Genomic DNA, 16,668 nt, shown 5'->3' with positions numbered 1-16,668 from the left:
GCGTCGCCGGGACATCCGGCCCCGGCGACGTCCGGGCGGCGTCCCGCGCAGCCGGGGCCACGAGGCGGCGGTCAGCGCAGCCAGCCCCGACGCTTGATGTACGCCAGGGGGATCACGGCGGCCACGAGCGTCACGAGCACGATCCACGGGAAGCCGAGCGTCCACTCGAGCTCGGGCATGTGCGTGAAGTTCATGCCGTAGAACGAGGTGATGAGCGTCGGGGGCAGGAACACGGCCGTGATGATGGTGAAGACCTTGACGATCTGGTTCTGCTTGACGTCGAGCGAGGTCATGATGGCCTGCTGGAGGTAGCGGACCTTGTCGTGCTCGAAGCTCGCGTGCTCCTTGACGCCGTCGATGTCCGCGACGAGGGTCTCGACGAGTCCGGCGAGCACGGGGTCGGTGTCCGCGATCTCGCTGCGCAGGTGCCGGGCGGCACGTGCGAGGGAGAGCTGGGACTCCTGGGTGCTGGACACGATCTCCTCGGCGCGGTTCATGCGGGCGATGGTGCCCTGCATGTCGGTCACGCCGATCTCCCGGCCGCGCCGGTCGTAGCCGAGCGTGGCCTCCTCGATCTCGTCGGACATCTCCTCGAGCAGGTCGCTCGCGTGGTGGATGACGCGTTCGGCGGCCTCGTTGAGCGCGTAGACCAGGGCGTACATGATCCCGTACGAGCTCAGCGTGAGGCGCGGGGTGCGTCGCATGCGGGCGATGGCCTTGTCGAAGATCGGGTAGTGCCGGGTGGGTTGCGCCGTCGCCACGTGATCGGGCGAGAGCGCGAACGTCAGGAGGTCGCGCTCGACGGAGTCGCCGCGCAGGTGGGTCGCCACGAGCGGCAGGTAGACGTGCTCGTCGGTCTCCCAGACCCGTCCGGCAGCGAGCGTGAAGTCGACGCCCTCGGCGCGGGCGCGGGCCACCGTGGCGGGGTCCTCGGAGGCGACCTGGAGCCACCTGGCCCGCAGCACCTGCGGGTCGAAACGTGCGGAGGGGCGCTCCGTCGTCGGGCGTGCCGGGGTGTGCGGGGTGCTGTGGCGGGCCGCCTCGGCGACCGTGCGCGCCGTCCCCGTCACGGGGTCACGTCCTGCGGCGTGCCGTCGATCGTCGTGCCCGACGCCGTCGCGTCGCCCGGAGCGGTCGTCGTCACCGGGGGAGCAGGCTCGGCAGGGACGGCGCGCGCCGCCAGCACGTGCGTCCCGAGGAGCGCCGCGCAGATGAAGAGGTAGAGGCCGATCGTGAAGGTGATCGACTGGCGCTCCAGGTCGGGGCGGCGGTCCGCGCGACGGGTGGCGGGCTCGGGAGCCCGGCGGGGGAGCGACGAGGTGCCGCGGGGGAGCGGGAGCAGGGCGCTGAGGTGGATGGTCGTCGACATGGTGGTCCTTCCCGGCGCCGTGCTCTCGACGGTGCCGACCGGACGCCTGGTCCTGGGCGGAGCGTGACCGTCGTGCCCGGGCGTGTCACGGCGCACGGCGGCGCCGGTGGTACGCGGGGAGCACAGCGGTCCGAGGTGTCGCGGGGTGCGACCAGGACCTGGGCGGAGAGGGGGAAACGGTGCAATGGAGCGCACTGGCGACCGTGACCCGAGGGCCGTGCCGGGGCTGAGCGGGAGGTCAGCGGGCAGGGCTGCGGGGCTCGAGCGCGCAGTGCGGGGATCTATGACCGGTGCCGTCCTGCATCGCTCTCACCTCCTTCTCATCTGCTTCTGGTTCCGTGCTCGTCTGAGGTGTCGACGTTTTTCGCACTGGGAACGGAGGAACGAGGTCACCATAGACCTGGTCGAAGGCCCCGGCAACCCGCCTCCGGGTGTGGTCGCCGAAGATACTGACGAGTAACGGGACAGGATGCCCGAGTTTACGTCGGGTTGTTAACATTCCTGAGAGTCGTCCGGCCATCGTTGCTCCGGACGGGAGGGTCTGACATGCCAGCCAGCAAGCAAGATTTCCTGAACTCAGAGCAGGAGCGCACGTCCCGCGCGTCCGCCGAGCACCGGCCAGAGCGACTTTCCTCCCGGCGGGCCGAGATCGACATCGCCCTCGGGGCCGTGGCCGACGGGCGCGGCGCATTCGTCTGGACGGGTGAACCGGGCATGGGGGCGAGCACGACGCTCGAGCTCGTGCACGAGGCGCTCCACGAGTCGCCGGGCGCGCGCCCGCCGCTGATCCTGCGGGTCGCGCAGGCCGTCGGCCCGCAGCGTGCCGGCAGTGCGGTGCGCTCCCTGGTCTCCCAGGTCGCCCAGGCCACCGGGCACGCCGTGCCGGACCGTCTCGTCCGGCCCCTCGACGTCGCGGACCCGGAGTACGGCTACCTGCCGGAGGTCGGCGCGGTCGCCCTCGCCGAGTACCTCGACGAGGCGACCGCAGACCGGACGATCGTCCTGCTGGCCGACGACCTCCACCTCGTCGACGAGATCAGCCGTGCCGTGATCGTCGGGCTCGTCGCGCAACGTCGTGCCTCGCTCGTGCTCCTCGCGACGTCCGTCCCCGGCGGGTTCGACCGACCCCTTCCCTACCCGATCGAGGTCCGCGAGCTCACGCCTCTCGGTTCGTCCGAAGCGCTGCACCTGCTGCTGGTCGAGGAGCGGATGGCGGTCGCGCCGCACGTGGCTGCCCGGCTCGCACGTCAGCTCGCGGGCAACGCGGCCGCGATCGCCCAGACGGCACGCCTGCTCACGACCGAGCAGCTCGCCGGTACCACGATCCTGCCCGACCCTCTGCCGCCAGTTCCTGCGGTCCGGGCGTTGATCGGCGACCGGCTGGACGACCTGGCCCCTGAAGAGCGTCGGGCGCTGCTCGTCGCGGCCGTCGCCGTGGTCGAGCGGACCGACGTCCTGCTGGCGGCGTCGGGCCTGAGCATCGACGAGGTCCTCGACGGCCCGCTGTCGGGCCAGCTCTCGCTGGTCTCGGGCCGGTTCGCCTTCACCGACCCGAGGGTGCGGTCGCTCGTGCACGGTGACGCCCGCCTCGCGGACCGGACGGCGGCGCACCTGCGGCTGGCGACGGTCCACACCGCGGTCGGCGAGGACGACATCGCGACCTGGCACACGGCCCTGGCGACCCTCGCGGGCGATCCGTCCCTGGTCCCAGGACTCGTGTCGCTCGCCCGGCGACTGCTCGCCCGCGGCGACGTCGTGTGGGCGCACGAGGTCGCGCGCGAGGCAGCGAGCCAGGCCACCGGAGCGGATCGTGGCGAGGCCTTCGTCCTCGCCGGCACCGCCGCGCTCGAGTCCGGCCACGTCCACGACGCGGCCGACTGGCTGCGCAAGGCCGCGCGCTGCGAGGACGGGGTCAGCCCGGCGCGCATCCTCAGCCCGCTCGTGGTCGCGCTCACGCACGTCCAGGGACAGGTGCCCGACGACGTCATCGCCCCCTTCCTCGCTCTCGCCGACAACGACGACGCCTGCACCTGCTGTGTCGACCACGACGGCAACCCGCGGGAAGCGAGCGGCGGCTGCGAGATCGGCGACGTGGTCCGGGGCCTCACGAGCGCGGCGACCCTGCACGCCGAGCGTGGCGACGGCGTCGCCGCCTCCCAGGCGTTCGACGCCGCCAAGAGGCTGGCCCGGCGATGTACACAAGGGGTCGGCGGGCTCGACGTCACGCGTGCGTGGCTCGCCAACTACGGGGTGGGTGAACGGGGGAAGAAGGCGAACCTCCCGGGTTCCGGGCTCACGGCCGAGCAGGAGGCCTACGCGCAGGTGAGCCGGGCGATCGCCCTGGCGGACGAGGACGCGCTGGACGTCGCCGGGCAGGCCCTGGCCAGCGCGATGGCCAACCTCGCCCCGGTCCGCTCCGGCGGGCGATGGTTCGACGCTCCGTCGGGGGCCGTGACCCCCTACGTCGAGGCGCACCTGCGCCTGACGCAGGTCCTCGTCCACTTCTGGTCGGGGAACATCACCAAGGCCCGCCGTGAGCTCGAGGAGGCGGCCTTCAGCCTTCCGGTCGGCCTGCCGTTCGCAGGGACGGGGGTCGCCGTCGCACGGCGACTCGACATGGCGGTCCACGGCAGCGTGGGCACCGTCGCCACGGCGCTCGAGGAGACCTGCTCCTGCCCGACGTCGCGGCCGGTCCGGCTCGGCCTCCTCGTCGATCGAGCCATCGGTGCCTCGTTCGCCCGGCACCACACACAGGCGGCCACGCTGCTCGAGCTCGCCGCGGAGACCGACCGGCGCGACTGCGCCCACATGCTGCACCTGCCCGGGATGGACGACGTCGAGGCGTGGGTGCTCGCGGGCAGGCCGGACGCTGCAGAACGCGCACTGGCCCGACGGCGCGTCGAGGCCAAGGACCTCTCGCCGGCCAACCGGGTCGCCACCCTGGCGCGGGCAGAGATCGCGCTGGCCCGACCGGAGGACGCCATCGCCCTGCGTGACGCGGTCGCCTCGGCGGGCCGGGGAATCGCGTCGCCCTTCGAGCACGGACGCACCGAGCTGTGCCTGGGACGTGCGCTCATCCGCTGGGGGGACCTTCCTGCGGCCCACGAGCACCTGCTGTCGGCGGTCGAGCTCCTGACCCAGTCCGGCGCATGGGCCTGGGTGCGCCAGGCCCAGGAGGAGCTCGCCGCGGTCCTCGCCCATCTCGGGGCGCTCGCCCCACCCGAGCGGCCTGGGCACGGCGCCCCGACGCACGCCGCTCCCGGGGGGACGTCCTCGGGGACCTCCGCGACGTCGTCGGGCCTGGGGCGGCCACGACTCGCCGCCCGCGAGAGCGACGTCTCCGACGACGCTCTCGACGAGCTGCGCGCACGGTGGGCCGACGAGCTCACCGAACGTGAGCTCGACGTCGCGCTCCTCGTCGTCCAGGGCGGCTCCAACCGGGAGGCGGCGGACCAGCTGTACCTGTCGGTGCGCACCGTCGAGGTGCACCTGGGGCGGGTCTTCCGCAAGCTCGGGGTCCGTTCGAGGGTCGAGCTCGCAGTGCTCGCACACCGCGTCGGACGCTGAGCGTACGTACGAGACCGAGGAACACGTACGGGGGAACACCTACGCTCCCGCTGTATGTACGCGAGGTGAACAATGTGGGAAACGCGGATTCACGACAGGCTCGCGGCTCCCTAGTCTCGAAGTGTTCCTGGGCAACGACGTCCGGGTCACTGGGCACAGAGCCCCCAGCCAAGTGAGGCAGACACATGCGACTGAGAACTCCACGAGGGCGCGCGAGGCGCGTCGCCGCGGGACTGACCGCAGCAGCCATGCTCGCCACGTCCCTGGTCGCCGGCACCGTCGCCGCGACCGCAACCCCCCTCCCGGCAGCCACCGCGACCGCCCTCACCGGCGACAGCGCGATCAACGGATACCGCAACGTCGCGTACTTCACCCAGTGGGGTGTGTACGGGCGTGACTTCAAGATGAAGGAGCTCCAGGACTCCGGCGCGGCCGCCGACCTGACGCACCTCAACTACGCGTTCGGCAACATCCACCACCAGACGCTCACCTGCTTCGAGGCGAACAAGGCTCAGAGCCCCGGCGTCAACGGGTCGGACGGTGCGGGCGACGCCTGGGCCGACTACGGCATGGGCTACACCGCCGCCAACTCCGTCTCCGGCGTGGCCGACGCCTGGGACCAGCCGCTCGCCGGCTCGTTCAACCAGATCAAGCAGCTCAAGGCCAAGAACCCCCAGGTCAAGGCCCTGCTGTCGATCGGCGGCTGGACCTGGTCCAAGAACTTCTCCAAGGCCGCAGCGACCGACGCCAGCCGTAAGAAGCTCGTCTCCTCGTGCATCGACCTGTACCTCAAGGGCAACCTCCCCGTCATCGACGGCCGCGGCGGCCCCGGCTCGGCAGCCGGCGTGTTCGACGGCTTCGACATCGACTGGGAGTGGCCCGGCTCGAACAACGGTGAGGTCGGCAACTTCGTCGACGTCGCCAACGACAAGGCGAACTTCAAGGCGCTCCTCAAGGAGTTCCGCACCCAGCTCGACGCCTACGGCGCGACCACGGGCAAGAAGTACCAGCTCAGCGCCTTCCTCCCGGCGAACCCCGACGACATCGCGTCGGGCGGCTGGAACGACCCGGAGAACTACAAGTACCTCGACTTCGGGAACATCCAGGGCTACGACCTGCACGGTGCCTGGAACAAGACCCTCACGGGCCACCAGGGCAACCTGTACGACGACCCGACCGACACGCGGCCCGCGAACCGTCAGTACAGCGCGGACAAGGCGGTCAAGGCGTACCTCGACGCGGGAGTCCCCGCGAAGCAGCTGACCCTGGGCCTCGCGATGTACGGACGCGGCTGGAAGGGCGCAACGGGATCGGCGCCGTGGGGCGTCGCGACCGACGCCGGGCCCGGCACCTGGGAAGCCGGCAACGAGGACTACGACAAGCTGAAGAACCTCGGCACGGGCTACTTCGACCCGGTATCCGTGGCCTCCTGGCGCTACGACGGCAACCAGTGGTGGAGCTTCGACGACCCGAGGTCCGTCGGTGTGAAGGGCGACTACATCGCCGGCAAGAAGCTCGGCGGGGCCATGTGGTGGGACCTCACGGGCAACCAGGACGGCTCGCTGCTCAAGGGGCTCGCGACGAAGTTCCGCGCCGCTGCGACCGGGCCGGTCGAGGGCGGCTCGACCGGTGGTGACCCGACCGGGACGGATCCGACGGGCACCGACCCGACGGGTACTGACCCGACCGGGACGGACCCGACGGGCGCCGACCCGACGGGTACTGACCCGACCGGGACGGACCCGACGGGCGGGACGGGGACGACGTGCGCGCCGGCCTGGTCTGCGAGCAGCCCCTACAACGGTGGCGCGACGGTGTCCCACGGCGGCAAGAACTACAAGGCCAAGTGGTGGACCCTGAACGAGACCCCCGGCACGGCTGGGAGCCCCTGGGAGCTCGTCGCCGCGTGCGGCACGACCGACCCGACGGGCGGCACGACCGGTGGGACGACGGGCGGCACGACCGGTTCCACCGGTGGCACGACGGGCACGGGGACGTGCACCGCACCGGCCTGGTCCGCTTCCGCGACCTACTCGGGCGGCGCGACCGTCTCTCACCAGGGTCAGAAGTACACGGCCAAGTGGTGGACGCAGAACAACGTGCCCGGAGCCGAGCAGTACGGCCCGTGGCAGGCGCTCGGCGCCTGCTGACAGCCGAGCCGGGGGCGGGCTACCCCGCCCCCCCCCCCGCTCGCACCCCCGGCCCCCGCCGAGGACCGACGCCCCACGAGGCTCGGTCGTCGGCGGGACCCACGGAGCGGCTCTCCGCCGCCGGACCGGGGTCGGTCGCGCAGGGGCATCGCCTCGTGCCCGACCGACCCCGGGTCCAGCCCCTCCTCCCGCAGGGTGACGCCCTGCGGTCCTCTGCGCTGCATGCACACCGTGTGCCGCGCTCCGCACAACGAAGGCAGATTCATGCACGTGAAACTCACCGGGCACCGCGCTCGGGTCGGCGCGGCCCTCGCGACGACGGCAGCGTTGCTCGCGACGATGGTCGTCACGGCCACCGCCACGTCCTCGACCGCAGCCACGGCCTGCGCGCCTGCGTGGTCCTCGACGGCCACCTACACCGGGTCCGCGACAGCCTCGTACGGCGGCGTGAACTACCGCGCGAAGTGGTGGACGCAGGGCAACGTCCCGGGAACCGAGACGACGAGCCCCTGGGAGTCCCAGGGGGTGTGCGGCACCCCCGACCCGACAGGGACGCCCGACCCCACGGGGACGGCCACGCCTGACCCCACGGGGACGGCCGACCCGACCGGTACCCCCGACCCGACCGGCACCCCCGACCCCACGGGGACGCCCACGACGCCCGTGACCCCGGCGACGGGCCACGAGGCGTGCCGTCCCGACGGCATGTACAAGACCCCCGGCGTCGACGTGCCCTACTGCGACGTCTACGACGCCGACGGCCGGGAGAAGCTCCCCAACGGGCTCGACCGCCGCGTGATCGGGTACTTCTCGAGCTGGCGCACGGGTGCCAACGGGCAGCCTCGCTACCTCGCGAGCGACATCCCGTGGGACAAGCTCTCGCACATCAACTACGCGTTCGCCCACGTGGGTGCGGACAACAAGATCTCGGTCAACGCGCAGGCGGCCGGCAACGCGTCGACGGGCATGACGTGGCCTGGCGTCGCCGGTGCGGAGATGGACCCGAGCCTGCCGTACCAGGGGCACTTCAACCTGCTCGCGAAGTACAAGAAGGCGAACCCGGGCGTCAAGGTGATCCCCGCCGTCGGCGGCTGGGCCGAGACGGGTGGGTACTTCGACGCGGACGGCAAGCGCGTCGCGTCCGGCGGTTTCTACACCATGACGGAGTCCCAGGCGAAGATCGACACGTTCGCGGACTCGACGGTCGCGTTCATCCGTCAGTACGGGTTCGACGGCATCGACATCGACTACGAGTACCCCACGTCCAACAAGGGCGCGGGCAACCCGGACGACTTCGCGTTCTCGGACGCCAAGCGCGACAAGCACTTCCAGGGGTACGTGAACCTGCTCAAGACTCTTCGCGAGAAGCTCGACAGGGCGGGGGCCGAGGACGGCGAGTACTACATGCTGACGACCGCGACGCCGTCGTCGGGATGGCTGCTGCGGGGGATGGAGGCCTTCCAGGTCGTCCAGTACCTCGACTACGTCAACCTCATGTCCTACGACCTGCACGGTGCGTGGAACGAGCACGTCGGCGGCAACTCGCCGTTGTTCGACGACGGCAAGGACCCCGAGCTCACGGCCGCGGGCGTCTACACGGCGTACCAGGGCATGGGCTACCTCAACGGCGACTGGGCCGCGCACTACTTCCGCGGCGCCATGCCGGCCGGGCGGGTCAATCTCGGTGTCGGTTTCTACACGCGGGGGTTCCAGGGCGTCCAGGGCGGCGTCGACGGCATGGGGGGCAAGGCGGTCCCGCCGTCGGGCTTCGCGTGCCCGGCGGGCACCAACGGCAAGTGCGGTTACGGGGCCGAGGGCGTCGACAACCTCTGGTTCGACTCCGATCCCCAGGGCAACGCGGTCCCGGCGGGTGTGAACCCGATCTGGCACGCGCTCAACCTCCAGAAGGGCATCGCGGGCGACTACGCGGCCTCCTACAAGGTCCCGACGGCGGTCACGGGCTCGTACGAGCACCACTTCGATCCCGTGACCAAGAACGAGTGGTGGTGGAACGCGAGCAAGAAGGTCTTCCTTTCGGGGGACACGACGCAGGCCATCGGAGCCAAGGCCGACTACGTCGCGGACACGGGACTCGGCGGCATCATGATCTGGGAGCTCGCGGGCGACTACGGCTACAACTCGACCAAGGGGCAGTACGAGATCGGCCAGACCATGGTCGACCTCATGCACTCGAAGCTGAGCGCCACGACCGCCTACGGGGCCACCAAGGCCAACGCCGACCGGGTCATGCCCCAGCAGGCGATCGACATGAGCATCGACTACACCCAGTTCGCGCTCGGGGACAGCAACTACCCGATCAACCCGAAGGTCGTCTTCACCAACCGGTCGAAGACCGACATCCCGGCGGGGGCGACCATCTCTTTCCAGTACGGGACGACCGACGCGGGCGAGATGAGCGACTGGTCCGGCATGAAGACCGCGACGGTCACGAAGGGGCACACGGACCCGAACGTCGGTGGGCTCAAGGGTGACTTCCACACCGCGCAGTTCACGGTGCCCCTCGGGGGGATCCCCGCGGGCGGCAGCATCACGAACCAGCTGAAGTGGACCATGCCGATCGCGCAGTTCTCGAACGTGATCGTCACGATCGGCGGCGTGTCGTACTCGACGACCTACGACCACCCGCGGGGCGTCACGGTCGTCGAGCCCACGGGCGGCACGACGGGTGGCAGCACGGGCGGTACAGGTGGCACCACCGGGGGCTCGACCGGTGGGACGGGGACGTGCCTCGCGGCCGCCTGGTCCGCGACCGAGACCTACACGGGCGGCAAGGTGGTCAGCCACGCCGGCCGCACGTGGACGGCGAAGTACTGGACCCAGGGCGAGGCCCCGGGCTCCCAGCAGTGGGGCGCCTGGGCCGACAGCGGCGCGTGCTGACGACCTGAGACCGTCGCCGGACCCGGCCCGGGCTCGGTACCCGGGGTACGGGTTTTCCCTTACCCCGCGAGCAAGGATGTGGGATCCCCTCATCTCCGTCCCGGCCCGGCATCAGTAGCGTGAAATCGTCCGAGGCCCCGGCGCGACTCTCCCCAGTGAGTCGCGCCGGGGCCGACCTACATGAGTGAGGCAGTACCCCTGTGGACAAGCACCAGTCGATCCTTCTTCCGGCCGCATCAGAGGCTGCGGTCGCGGCCGCTCCCCAGCCCGCCCGACGACGCCGCACCGGCCGCGCGCGCCTCGTCCCGATCGCGGGGGTCGTCCTGGGGGTAGGGCTCCTCGCGTCGGCCTGCACCGGGGGCGCGACGGACAAGGCCACGGCGGACACGGACCCCTCGGGTTCCGGGCCGGCTGCTGCCGAGAGTCACGACGAGCACGAGGGCCAGCACACCAACACCGTGGACGTGGGCCCGCTCGCTCTCTTCGCCGCCGACTACTGGTCGATCGTGCAGCCCTCGGAGGGCCTGACCCAGGTGCGGGCCGGAGGCTGCCCCGAGGGTGAGTCGTGCCCGAGCTTCGACGTCCTGAGCGGTGATGCGGTCGGTGAGGTCGACACGGCGCAGGCCTACGTCCCCGAGGGGGCGTTCTGCCCGGGCCCAGGCAGGCTCGAGGTGGGGGCGTCGAAGGAGACCAGCACGCTGGACGTCGAGATCGACGGCGCCAAGGGCACCCTGACCCGCTTCGACCTCAGCTGCGTCGACGCGAACGGCGCCGAGCAGATGACGGTCGAGCAGCTCCAGTGGTTCATCCCGGAGTCGCCCAACGGCCCCACGCTGATCGCGGACCGCTGGGCCTTCGAGGGGCTCGAGTCCCGCCTCTACGCGGGCACCTGGGCGACCGCGTCGGCGTAGCCGACGCGAGACCTGGTCGTCGCACGCACGAAGGCCCCCGGTGATGAACACCGGAGGCCTTCGTGCTCTGCGGGGTTCGTCAGGCGTTGCCCTTGCGACCGCGACGGGCGACGAGCACGAGGCCGCCACCGACGAGCAGGAGGGCCGCGCCGATACCGACGAACTTGCCGACGGTGGCACCGGTCTCCGCAAGGCCGCCCTGGGAGTCCGAGACGTTGGCCACGGTCGTGACCTTCCCGTCGACGGTCGTCCCCGGGGGAGGCGTCGTCTTGCCCGGCGGGTTCGTGTTGCAGTTCGGGCTGGACGGCGGGTAGGCCACGGAGACCGTGGTCTCAGGGTTGACCTGGAACAGGACGTCGACCGTGGGGCGGACCCAGCCGAAGCTGCCTCCCTCGACCCATTCACCGTCCTCGAACACCCAGCCCGGCCAGCCCGTGGGCTCGCCAGCGGCGTTCACGGTGGCCCCGGGCCACAGGACGCGCCCGGAGAGGGGCAGCCCGGCCTGGACGACGTTCTCGCCCGACGGGTTGAGCCAGGTGATGGTGACGGTCTCGTTCGGCGTGCCCGTCACGTCGACGTCGTACACGAGATAGGGCACGTCGCCGTCGCACACGGGCTGGAGAACCGTGAGGTCGATCGTCGGGGGCGGCGTCGTCTCGACGTAGTCGCCGGTGGTCGGGGTCGGGGCGGGGGTCTCGCTGGAAGCGTTCGCCGCGGGGCCGACGAGAGCCGTCGCACCCACGAGCCCTGCGACGACGAGTCCTCGCGCCCAGAGTGTGGTCCTTGATGTGCTCATGGCGTCATCACCAGTCTTGTTCGTGGCGGTCGATGAATGGGAGGGTCAAAGCTCTGGTGCGCGTCGGTACCGTCAATGGACCCTGGCTTGTCAGGGTATCGACTATCAGGTGCCAGATGGACGGGTGTCCGGGGTGAAAACCTGTCGGCGGAGAATTGTTGCTCCGCCGTGATCTTCTCCGTCACCCGCAGACCGGCACCTCGATGGTGGCAAGGCCTCCCTGACGGATGGTCGGAGTCGACCAGACGTCGATCTGCCCGGTGCTCGACGAGGTGCTCGTCCCACCTGTCCCGCCGCTCGTGACCGTGAACGTGACGCTCGTGCTCTGTCCCGGGGAGAGCTCGCGCTGGAGCATCGCGACGGCGCGGCCGTGATTCTCCACGACCTTGCTGCCGGTCAACGTCCCGTCGGCGGTCGTGTTCACGATGCGTCCACCGCGCGGTGGGTAGAGGAAGAGGTCGGTCCGGATGTTTCCCGGCGGTGTCCCGGAGATCCCGCCACCGGTCACGTACCAGGGCAGGTCGGTCGCGGCGTCGGCGGGGGCGTCGGACGTGAGGTCCACGCGGAAGGTGTCGGAGCGCCCGGACGCGGTGCACTCGCTCGACACGTGCTGGACGCTCGAGTCGAGGTAGTAGTCCATCTTTCCTGCGGTCGCGTCGTTGAAGAAGACGCCGACGGTGTCCGCGGCCCGCTCGGAGGAGTCGATGTCACCCGAGACGACCGTGTCCGTGAGCAGCTCCTGCTCGTCCTCGTGCGCCGACCACACGAGCATGCGGTGCTCGCTCGATGCTCGTTGAAGAGCGCTGAGCAGGCTCGCCGGATCGGTGCTCCCCGACAGGGCCACCGACAGGACCGACGACGCGACGGCCGCGAAGAACGCGTCGGTCTCCTCGCCGGGATCGAGCTCTTCGTAGGCGTCCGAGAGGAGGGTCGAGACGGCGTTGCCCGCGTCGATGGTGGTCCCTGCGACGTCGACCGGCCCGGTCGCCTCGAGCAGGTAGGACAGCGCGACGGGGTCGAGCGTGAGGACGCCGTCGACCTCCTGCCCCTGCGACGCCGTCCACATGTCGGCGCTCAGACGGGCGGCCGTGGGGAAGTCGGGGGTGAGGACGGTGTCCTGGACGTACGTCGCCAGGTTCGGACCGAACAGGTTCTCCTCGGCGGGGTTCAGGGGCCGGATCCCTCCGGGGAACGGACCCACGGCACTGGTCGAGGCCTGCCCGGTGAGCGTGATCGTCCCGTCGTCGGTGCCGATCGCGGCGAACGCGCCGGGGATGCCGCCCGGCGCGCGGAGCTCGGCACTGTTGAGGGCCATGACGACATAGGTCCGTGGTCCCTCGGCACCGAGCATCGCGGGCAGGAGGGTCGTGGTCCGGTGCGCGGTCGTGACGAGCCCGTCGAGCGTGTCGACCTTGTCCTGGAGGTCGACCACCGGCCCGGCGAGCTCGTCGTGCAGGTCCGCGACGTCGAGCGCGTCGACACGGTCCACGACCGCGGTCATGGTGCCCGCCGCGGACTCGATCTGCGGGGCCGCGGCGGTGAGCGGCGCGAGGTCGACCGTGCCGTCGTGCACCTGGACCCCGCCCTCCGACACCGTGGCCGCGGCGGCTGCGAGCGGCGGGAGCACCTCCTGGGTGATCTCGTCGAGCGCCCAGGCCGCGGTCGAGAAGGCGCGGACGTCGGCGCCGAAGAACGGTGCGCGACCTGCGAGCCACCACAGCGGGCCGTCGGTGCTGGCGCGCGCGTCCGCGGTGAGGGGCTGGACCTCGGCCAGCGCAGCCTCGGCAGCGCCCCCGTCCCCCGAGCGTAGCGCTTCCTCGACCGCCGGGACCTTCTCGATCGCCTCGGTGAGCGAGGAGCGGGCCGCGAGCGCGTCGCGCGCCAGGAGCGCGCCGCACACGAGGAGCGCGACGAGCAGGAGGAACAGGGAGAGGATCACCCACCCTGCCGTGCGCCCCTTGCGCTTCGTCGGACGGGTGGCGGGCTGCGGCGTCGGGACGGCGGCGTCGGGGGCGCTCATGTGCCCAGGGTAGAGGCATGATCGTGGCTGGAAGGGCACTCGGACCGCGTCGTGGTGCAAGGAGTCGCCCGGCCACGACACAGGGAGGGTGATGATGCCGGCGATCCCACCTGGAGCCCCTGTGACGCCCCCGCCCCGCGACGACGCCTGGTTCGAGGCCTTGTTCACCGCGCACACGACGGCGGTGTACCGGTACTTCCGCCGTCGCCTGCCCGCCCAGGTCGGTGGGGCGGGCCCGGACGCCGAGGACCTGACGGCCGAGGTCTTCGCGACCGCGTGGCGGCGCCGCGCGGACGTCCCCGAGGCGGCCGAGCTCCCGTGGCTCTACCGCACGGCGGGCTTCGTCCTCGCGAACCACCGGCGCAAGCTGCGCCCGGTCCTGGTGGCCGACGTCCCGGAGGAGCCCGACGACGTCGACCCGATGTCCCTCGCGCTCGGTGACGACCACGTCCGCCGGGTGCTCGCGGCGCTCTCGTCCCGCGACCGCCGCATCCTGCTCCTCAACGCCTGGGACGGTGTCTCCGGGGACGAGCTCGCCGAGATCCTCGGGGTGAGCCGAGGTGGCGCCGACGCGGCGCTGTCGCGGGCCAGGTCGCGCCTGCGCGAGGCCTGGGCCGCCCAGGCCAGGGCGGGCGACACGGGCGAGGTGCCGGTCGTGCAGGTCCGTGCCCGGACGGCGACGCCGACGCTTCGCCCGGTGCAAGACCCGGAGAGCTGACGACACAGACGAGGTAGAGGATCCGGGCCCCCGGATCGACGAGCTGGAGGCTCCCGATGAGCACCGACGACCGCACCCCTGGACCGGCCCCCGAGCCCCGCGACGAGGCGTACGAGCGCGTGCGCGACGCCGACCCGGCCGCTACGGCGACCCCCGACCTGGGGGCCATCGCGGCCAAGGACGAGACGGTCCGTGCGCACCTGTCCGGCGCGCCGGCCCCGAGCGAGCCCGCACCGCGGACGGTCCTTCCGTCGTCGGGCGGCAGCGCGCTGCCCCCGGAGGTCGAGGCGGCAGACGCCGACCTGCCCGACGAGCTGGCCGTGCACCGCGCGCGGCGTCGTCGCCGCTTCCCGCTCACGGCCGCTGCCGCGGTCGCGGGCGTGCTCGCGTTCGGCGTGGGCGGGTACGCGCTGGGGAGCGCGAGCGGCGGGGGCTCCGGGTCGATCGCCTCGACCGCGGACGCACCCATCACCCTGCAGGCGCCCGGGACCGAGCAGGGCGAGGCGTCGAGCACGGCGGCGGCCGACAGCAGGATGAGCGGCCTCGGGTTCGGCGGGTTCGGGGGTCGCACGGTCTTCACCGCGTCGGGGCTGGGGACCGAGGAGGGCTCGGCTCCGGCGTGGGCCCTCGACGCGGCGGGCGTGTTCTCGGCCGAGTCCGCGGCGCGCGTCGCGGCCGCGCTGGGCGTCGCGGGCGAGCCGCGGCAGGAGTACGGGGCGTGGGTCGTCGGGGCGAACGACGGCACGGGCCCCGGGGTCAACCTCCAGCCCGACGGCCAGGCGAGCGTGTCGTTCAACGACCCGACCAAGGACCCCTGGGGTTGCGTGCTCGTGGACCCGGGCGTGGGGTCGGGCTCGCCGAGCACCGAGGAGATGCAGGTCGACCCGCAGGTGGGGTGCGGCCAGGCGGACCTGGGCGAGGCGCCCACGGCCGACGCGGCGATCGCCGCGGCGCGGGACGTCCTGACCTCGCTCGGGGTCGACCCGGCGGGGTACGAGCTCGTCACCGACCGGTTCGAGGAGGAGGGCAGGGCCGTGTCGGTCACCGCGGCGCAGGTCGTCGAGGGCCAGCGCACGGGCCTCGCGTGGAACTTCACGTACTCGGGCGCGGGGCTCTCGTCGCTCTACGGGTCGCTCGCCCCCACGGTGTCGATCGGTGACTACCCGGTCGTCAGCCCGACCGTGGCGGTCGAGCGCCTGGGCGACCCGCGGTTCGCGGGCTCCGGGATGATCGCCTACGCCCGGGACGGGCAGGTCGGCATCATGGAGGACTCGGCGGTGGCTCCCGTCGAGCCGACCGAGCCGACGGTGCCACCGACGGCCGGTGAGGGCGCCGCGATCTCCTGGCCTGTCAGCGACGTGACGATCACCGAGGCCCGCCTGGGCTGGGCCGTGCACTACCAGAACGACGGCGGCGCGGTGCTGGTGCCGTCGTACGAGCTGAGCGACGCCGAGGGCAACGCGTGGTCGGTCGTCGCGGTCGCCGACGACGAGCTGGACTTCGCGTCCGTGGGCTGACGGCCGACAGCGACGTCCCCGCCCGCCGGTTGAGGCGAAGGGGGTGCCGGGGGTGACGCGACGAGCGTTGCTCCCGGCACCCTTTCTTTTGTTGCCGTTTCCAGGACTCCACGGCAGAACCCTCCGGCTTTTGATTGACCATCGACAAAAGGGGGGTTAGGGTCAGGCCACGGCCTCGGCCCGGACAGCAGGAGCACGCCCCGCAGCAGCGAGAGTGCGCCCGCCCCGGGCTCGCAGGCCCGTCGAGGGCGACGAGGCCCTCGGCTCGCCACATCGGCCCCGGTCCCCGGGGTCGACGGGACCAGGAGCGACGATGCACCTTTCAGCCCACCAGTCGACGTGGAACCACGGCCGCACCGGCATCTGGTTCGTCGGGGCCCGCGGGTCGGTCGCCACGACCGCGACCCTCGGCCTGGCAGCCATCGCCTCGGGACTCTCCGCCCCCACCGGCTGCGTCACCGCGCAGGCCCCGCTCGACGACGTCGCCCTGCCGGCCTTCGCGGACCTCGTCGTGGGCGGCCACGACATCAGCGACACGCCCCTGGGCAAGAAGGCAGAGCAGCTCGTCGAGGCCGGCATGATCCCCTACCGCCTCCTCGAGGCCGTGCGCCCCCAGCTCGACGCGGTCGACGCGGACATCCGCCCCGGCTACGACGCGGCCCACCGCACGGGCTCCCAGGCCGCCGCGGCCGAGGCGCTCGCGGCCGACATCGTCGACTTCC

General features: G+C 71.9%; 11 protein-coding genes. 7 read left to right on the top strand and 4 right to left on the bottom strand.

Annotated elements, in window-relative coordinates; translation table 11 throughout:
- Positions 1-71: 71 nt before the first annotated feature.
- A complete protein-coding gene (locus H9641_RS06805; protein ID WP_191802156.1) occupies positions 72-1,070 on the bottom strand; it encodes a CorA family divalent cation transporter in 999 nt (332 codons plus the stop codon).
- Positions 1,067-1,369: a hypothetical protein gene (locus H9641_RS06800; protein WP_191802154.1), complete on the bottom strand. Its 303-nt coding sequence runs from the start codon at positions 1,367-1,369 to the stop codon at positions 1,067-1,069. Before H9641_RS06800 ends, H9641_RS06805 begins: the two co-directional genes overlap by 4 nt.
- A gap of 546 nt (positions 1,370-1,915) precedes the next feature.
- On the opposite strand from H9641_RS06800, the gene H9641_RS06795 reads away from it, so the two are divergent.
- From H9641_RS06795 to H9641_RS06780, 4 genes are all read left to right on the top strand, one after another.
- On the top strand, positions 1,916-4,936 hold the full coding sequence (locus H9641_RS06795) for a helix-turn-helix transcriptional regulator (protein ID WP_191802152.1): 3,021 nt from the start codon (positions 1,916-1,918) through the stop codon (positions 4,934-4,936).
- A 185-nt stretch (positions 4,937-5,121) separates the two neighbouring features.
- A complete protein-coding gene (locus tag H9641_RS06790) occupies positions 5,122-7,086 on the top strand; it encodes a glycosyl hydrolase family 18 protein (RefSeq protein ID WP_318244427.1) in 1,965 nt (654 codons plus the stop codon).
- A 264-nt stretch (positions 7,087-7,350) separates the two neighbouring features.
- Positions 7,351-9,984 (top strand): glycosyl hydrolase family 18 protein, encoded by a 2,634-nt coding sequence (locus tag H9641_RS06785; RefSeq protein WP_318244426.1) that lies wholly within the window; start codon positions 7,351-7,353, stop codon positions 9,982-9,984.
- Between the two features lie 200 nt (positions 9,985-10,184).
- Positions 10,185-10,895: a hypothetical protein gene (locus H9641_RS06780; protein ID WP_191802150.1), complete on the top strand. Its 711-nt coding sequence runs from the start codon at positions 10,185-10,187 to the stop codon at positions 10,893-10,895.
- Between the two features lie 79 nt (positions 10,896-10,974).
- Here the strand turns inward: H9641_RS06780 and H9641_RS06775 are convergent, their stop codons facing one another.
- Positions 10,975-11,691, bottom strand: a complete 717-nt coding sequence (locus H9641_RS06775) for a peptidase (RefSeq protein WP_191802148.1) — start codon at positions 11,689-11,691, stop codon at positions 10,975-10,977.
- A 181-nt stretch (positions 11,692-11,872) separates the two neighbouring features.
- Positions 11,873-13,711, bottom strand: a complete 1,839-nt coding sequence (locus H9641_RS06770; protein WP_191802146.1) for a DUF4012 domain-containing protein — start codon at positions 13,709-13,711, stop codon at positions 11,873-11,875.
- 121 nt (positions 13,712-13,832) lie between these two features.
- Between H9641_RS06770 and H9641_RS06765 the strand changes: the two genes are divergently transcribed.
- The 3 genes from H9641_RS06765 to H9641_RS20045 form a co-directional block, all read left to right on the top strand.
- Positions 13,833-14,429, top strand: a complete 597-nt coding sequence (locus tag H9641_RS06765; RefSeq protein ID WP_318244425.1) for an RNA polymerase sigma factor — start codon at positions 13,833-13,835, stop codon at positions 14,427-14,429.
- Between the two features lie 56 nt (positions 14,430-14,485).
- Positions 14,486-15,946 carry a hypothetical protein gene (locus H9641_RS06760; protein WP_191802142.1) on the top strand — a complete coding sequence of 487 codons (1,461 nt, stop codon included), beginning with the start codon at positions 14,486-14,488 and terminating at the stop codon, positions 15,944-15,946.
- Between the two features lie 313 nt (positions 15,947-16,259).
- The coding region (locus H9641_RS20045; RefSeq protein ID WP_225220089.1) for an inositol-3-phosphate synthase at positions 16,260-16,668 on the top strand (409 nt) is incomplete at its 3' end.

The sequence above is a fragment of the Oerskovia merdavium genome (genome assembly GCF_014836755.1).
In the GTDB taxonomy this organism is placed as follows: domain Bacteria; phylum Actinomycetota; class Actinomycetes; order Actinomycetales; family Cellulomonadaceae; genus Oerskovia; species Oerskovia merdavium.
Note: the sequence above shows the minus strand (reverse complement) of the source record. Positions and strands in the feature narration are given on the sequence as shown.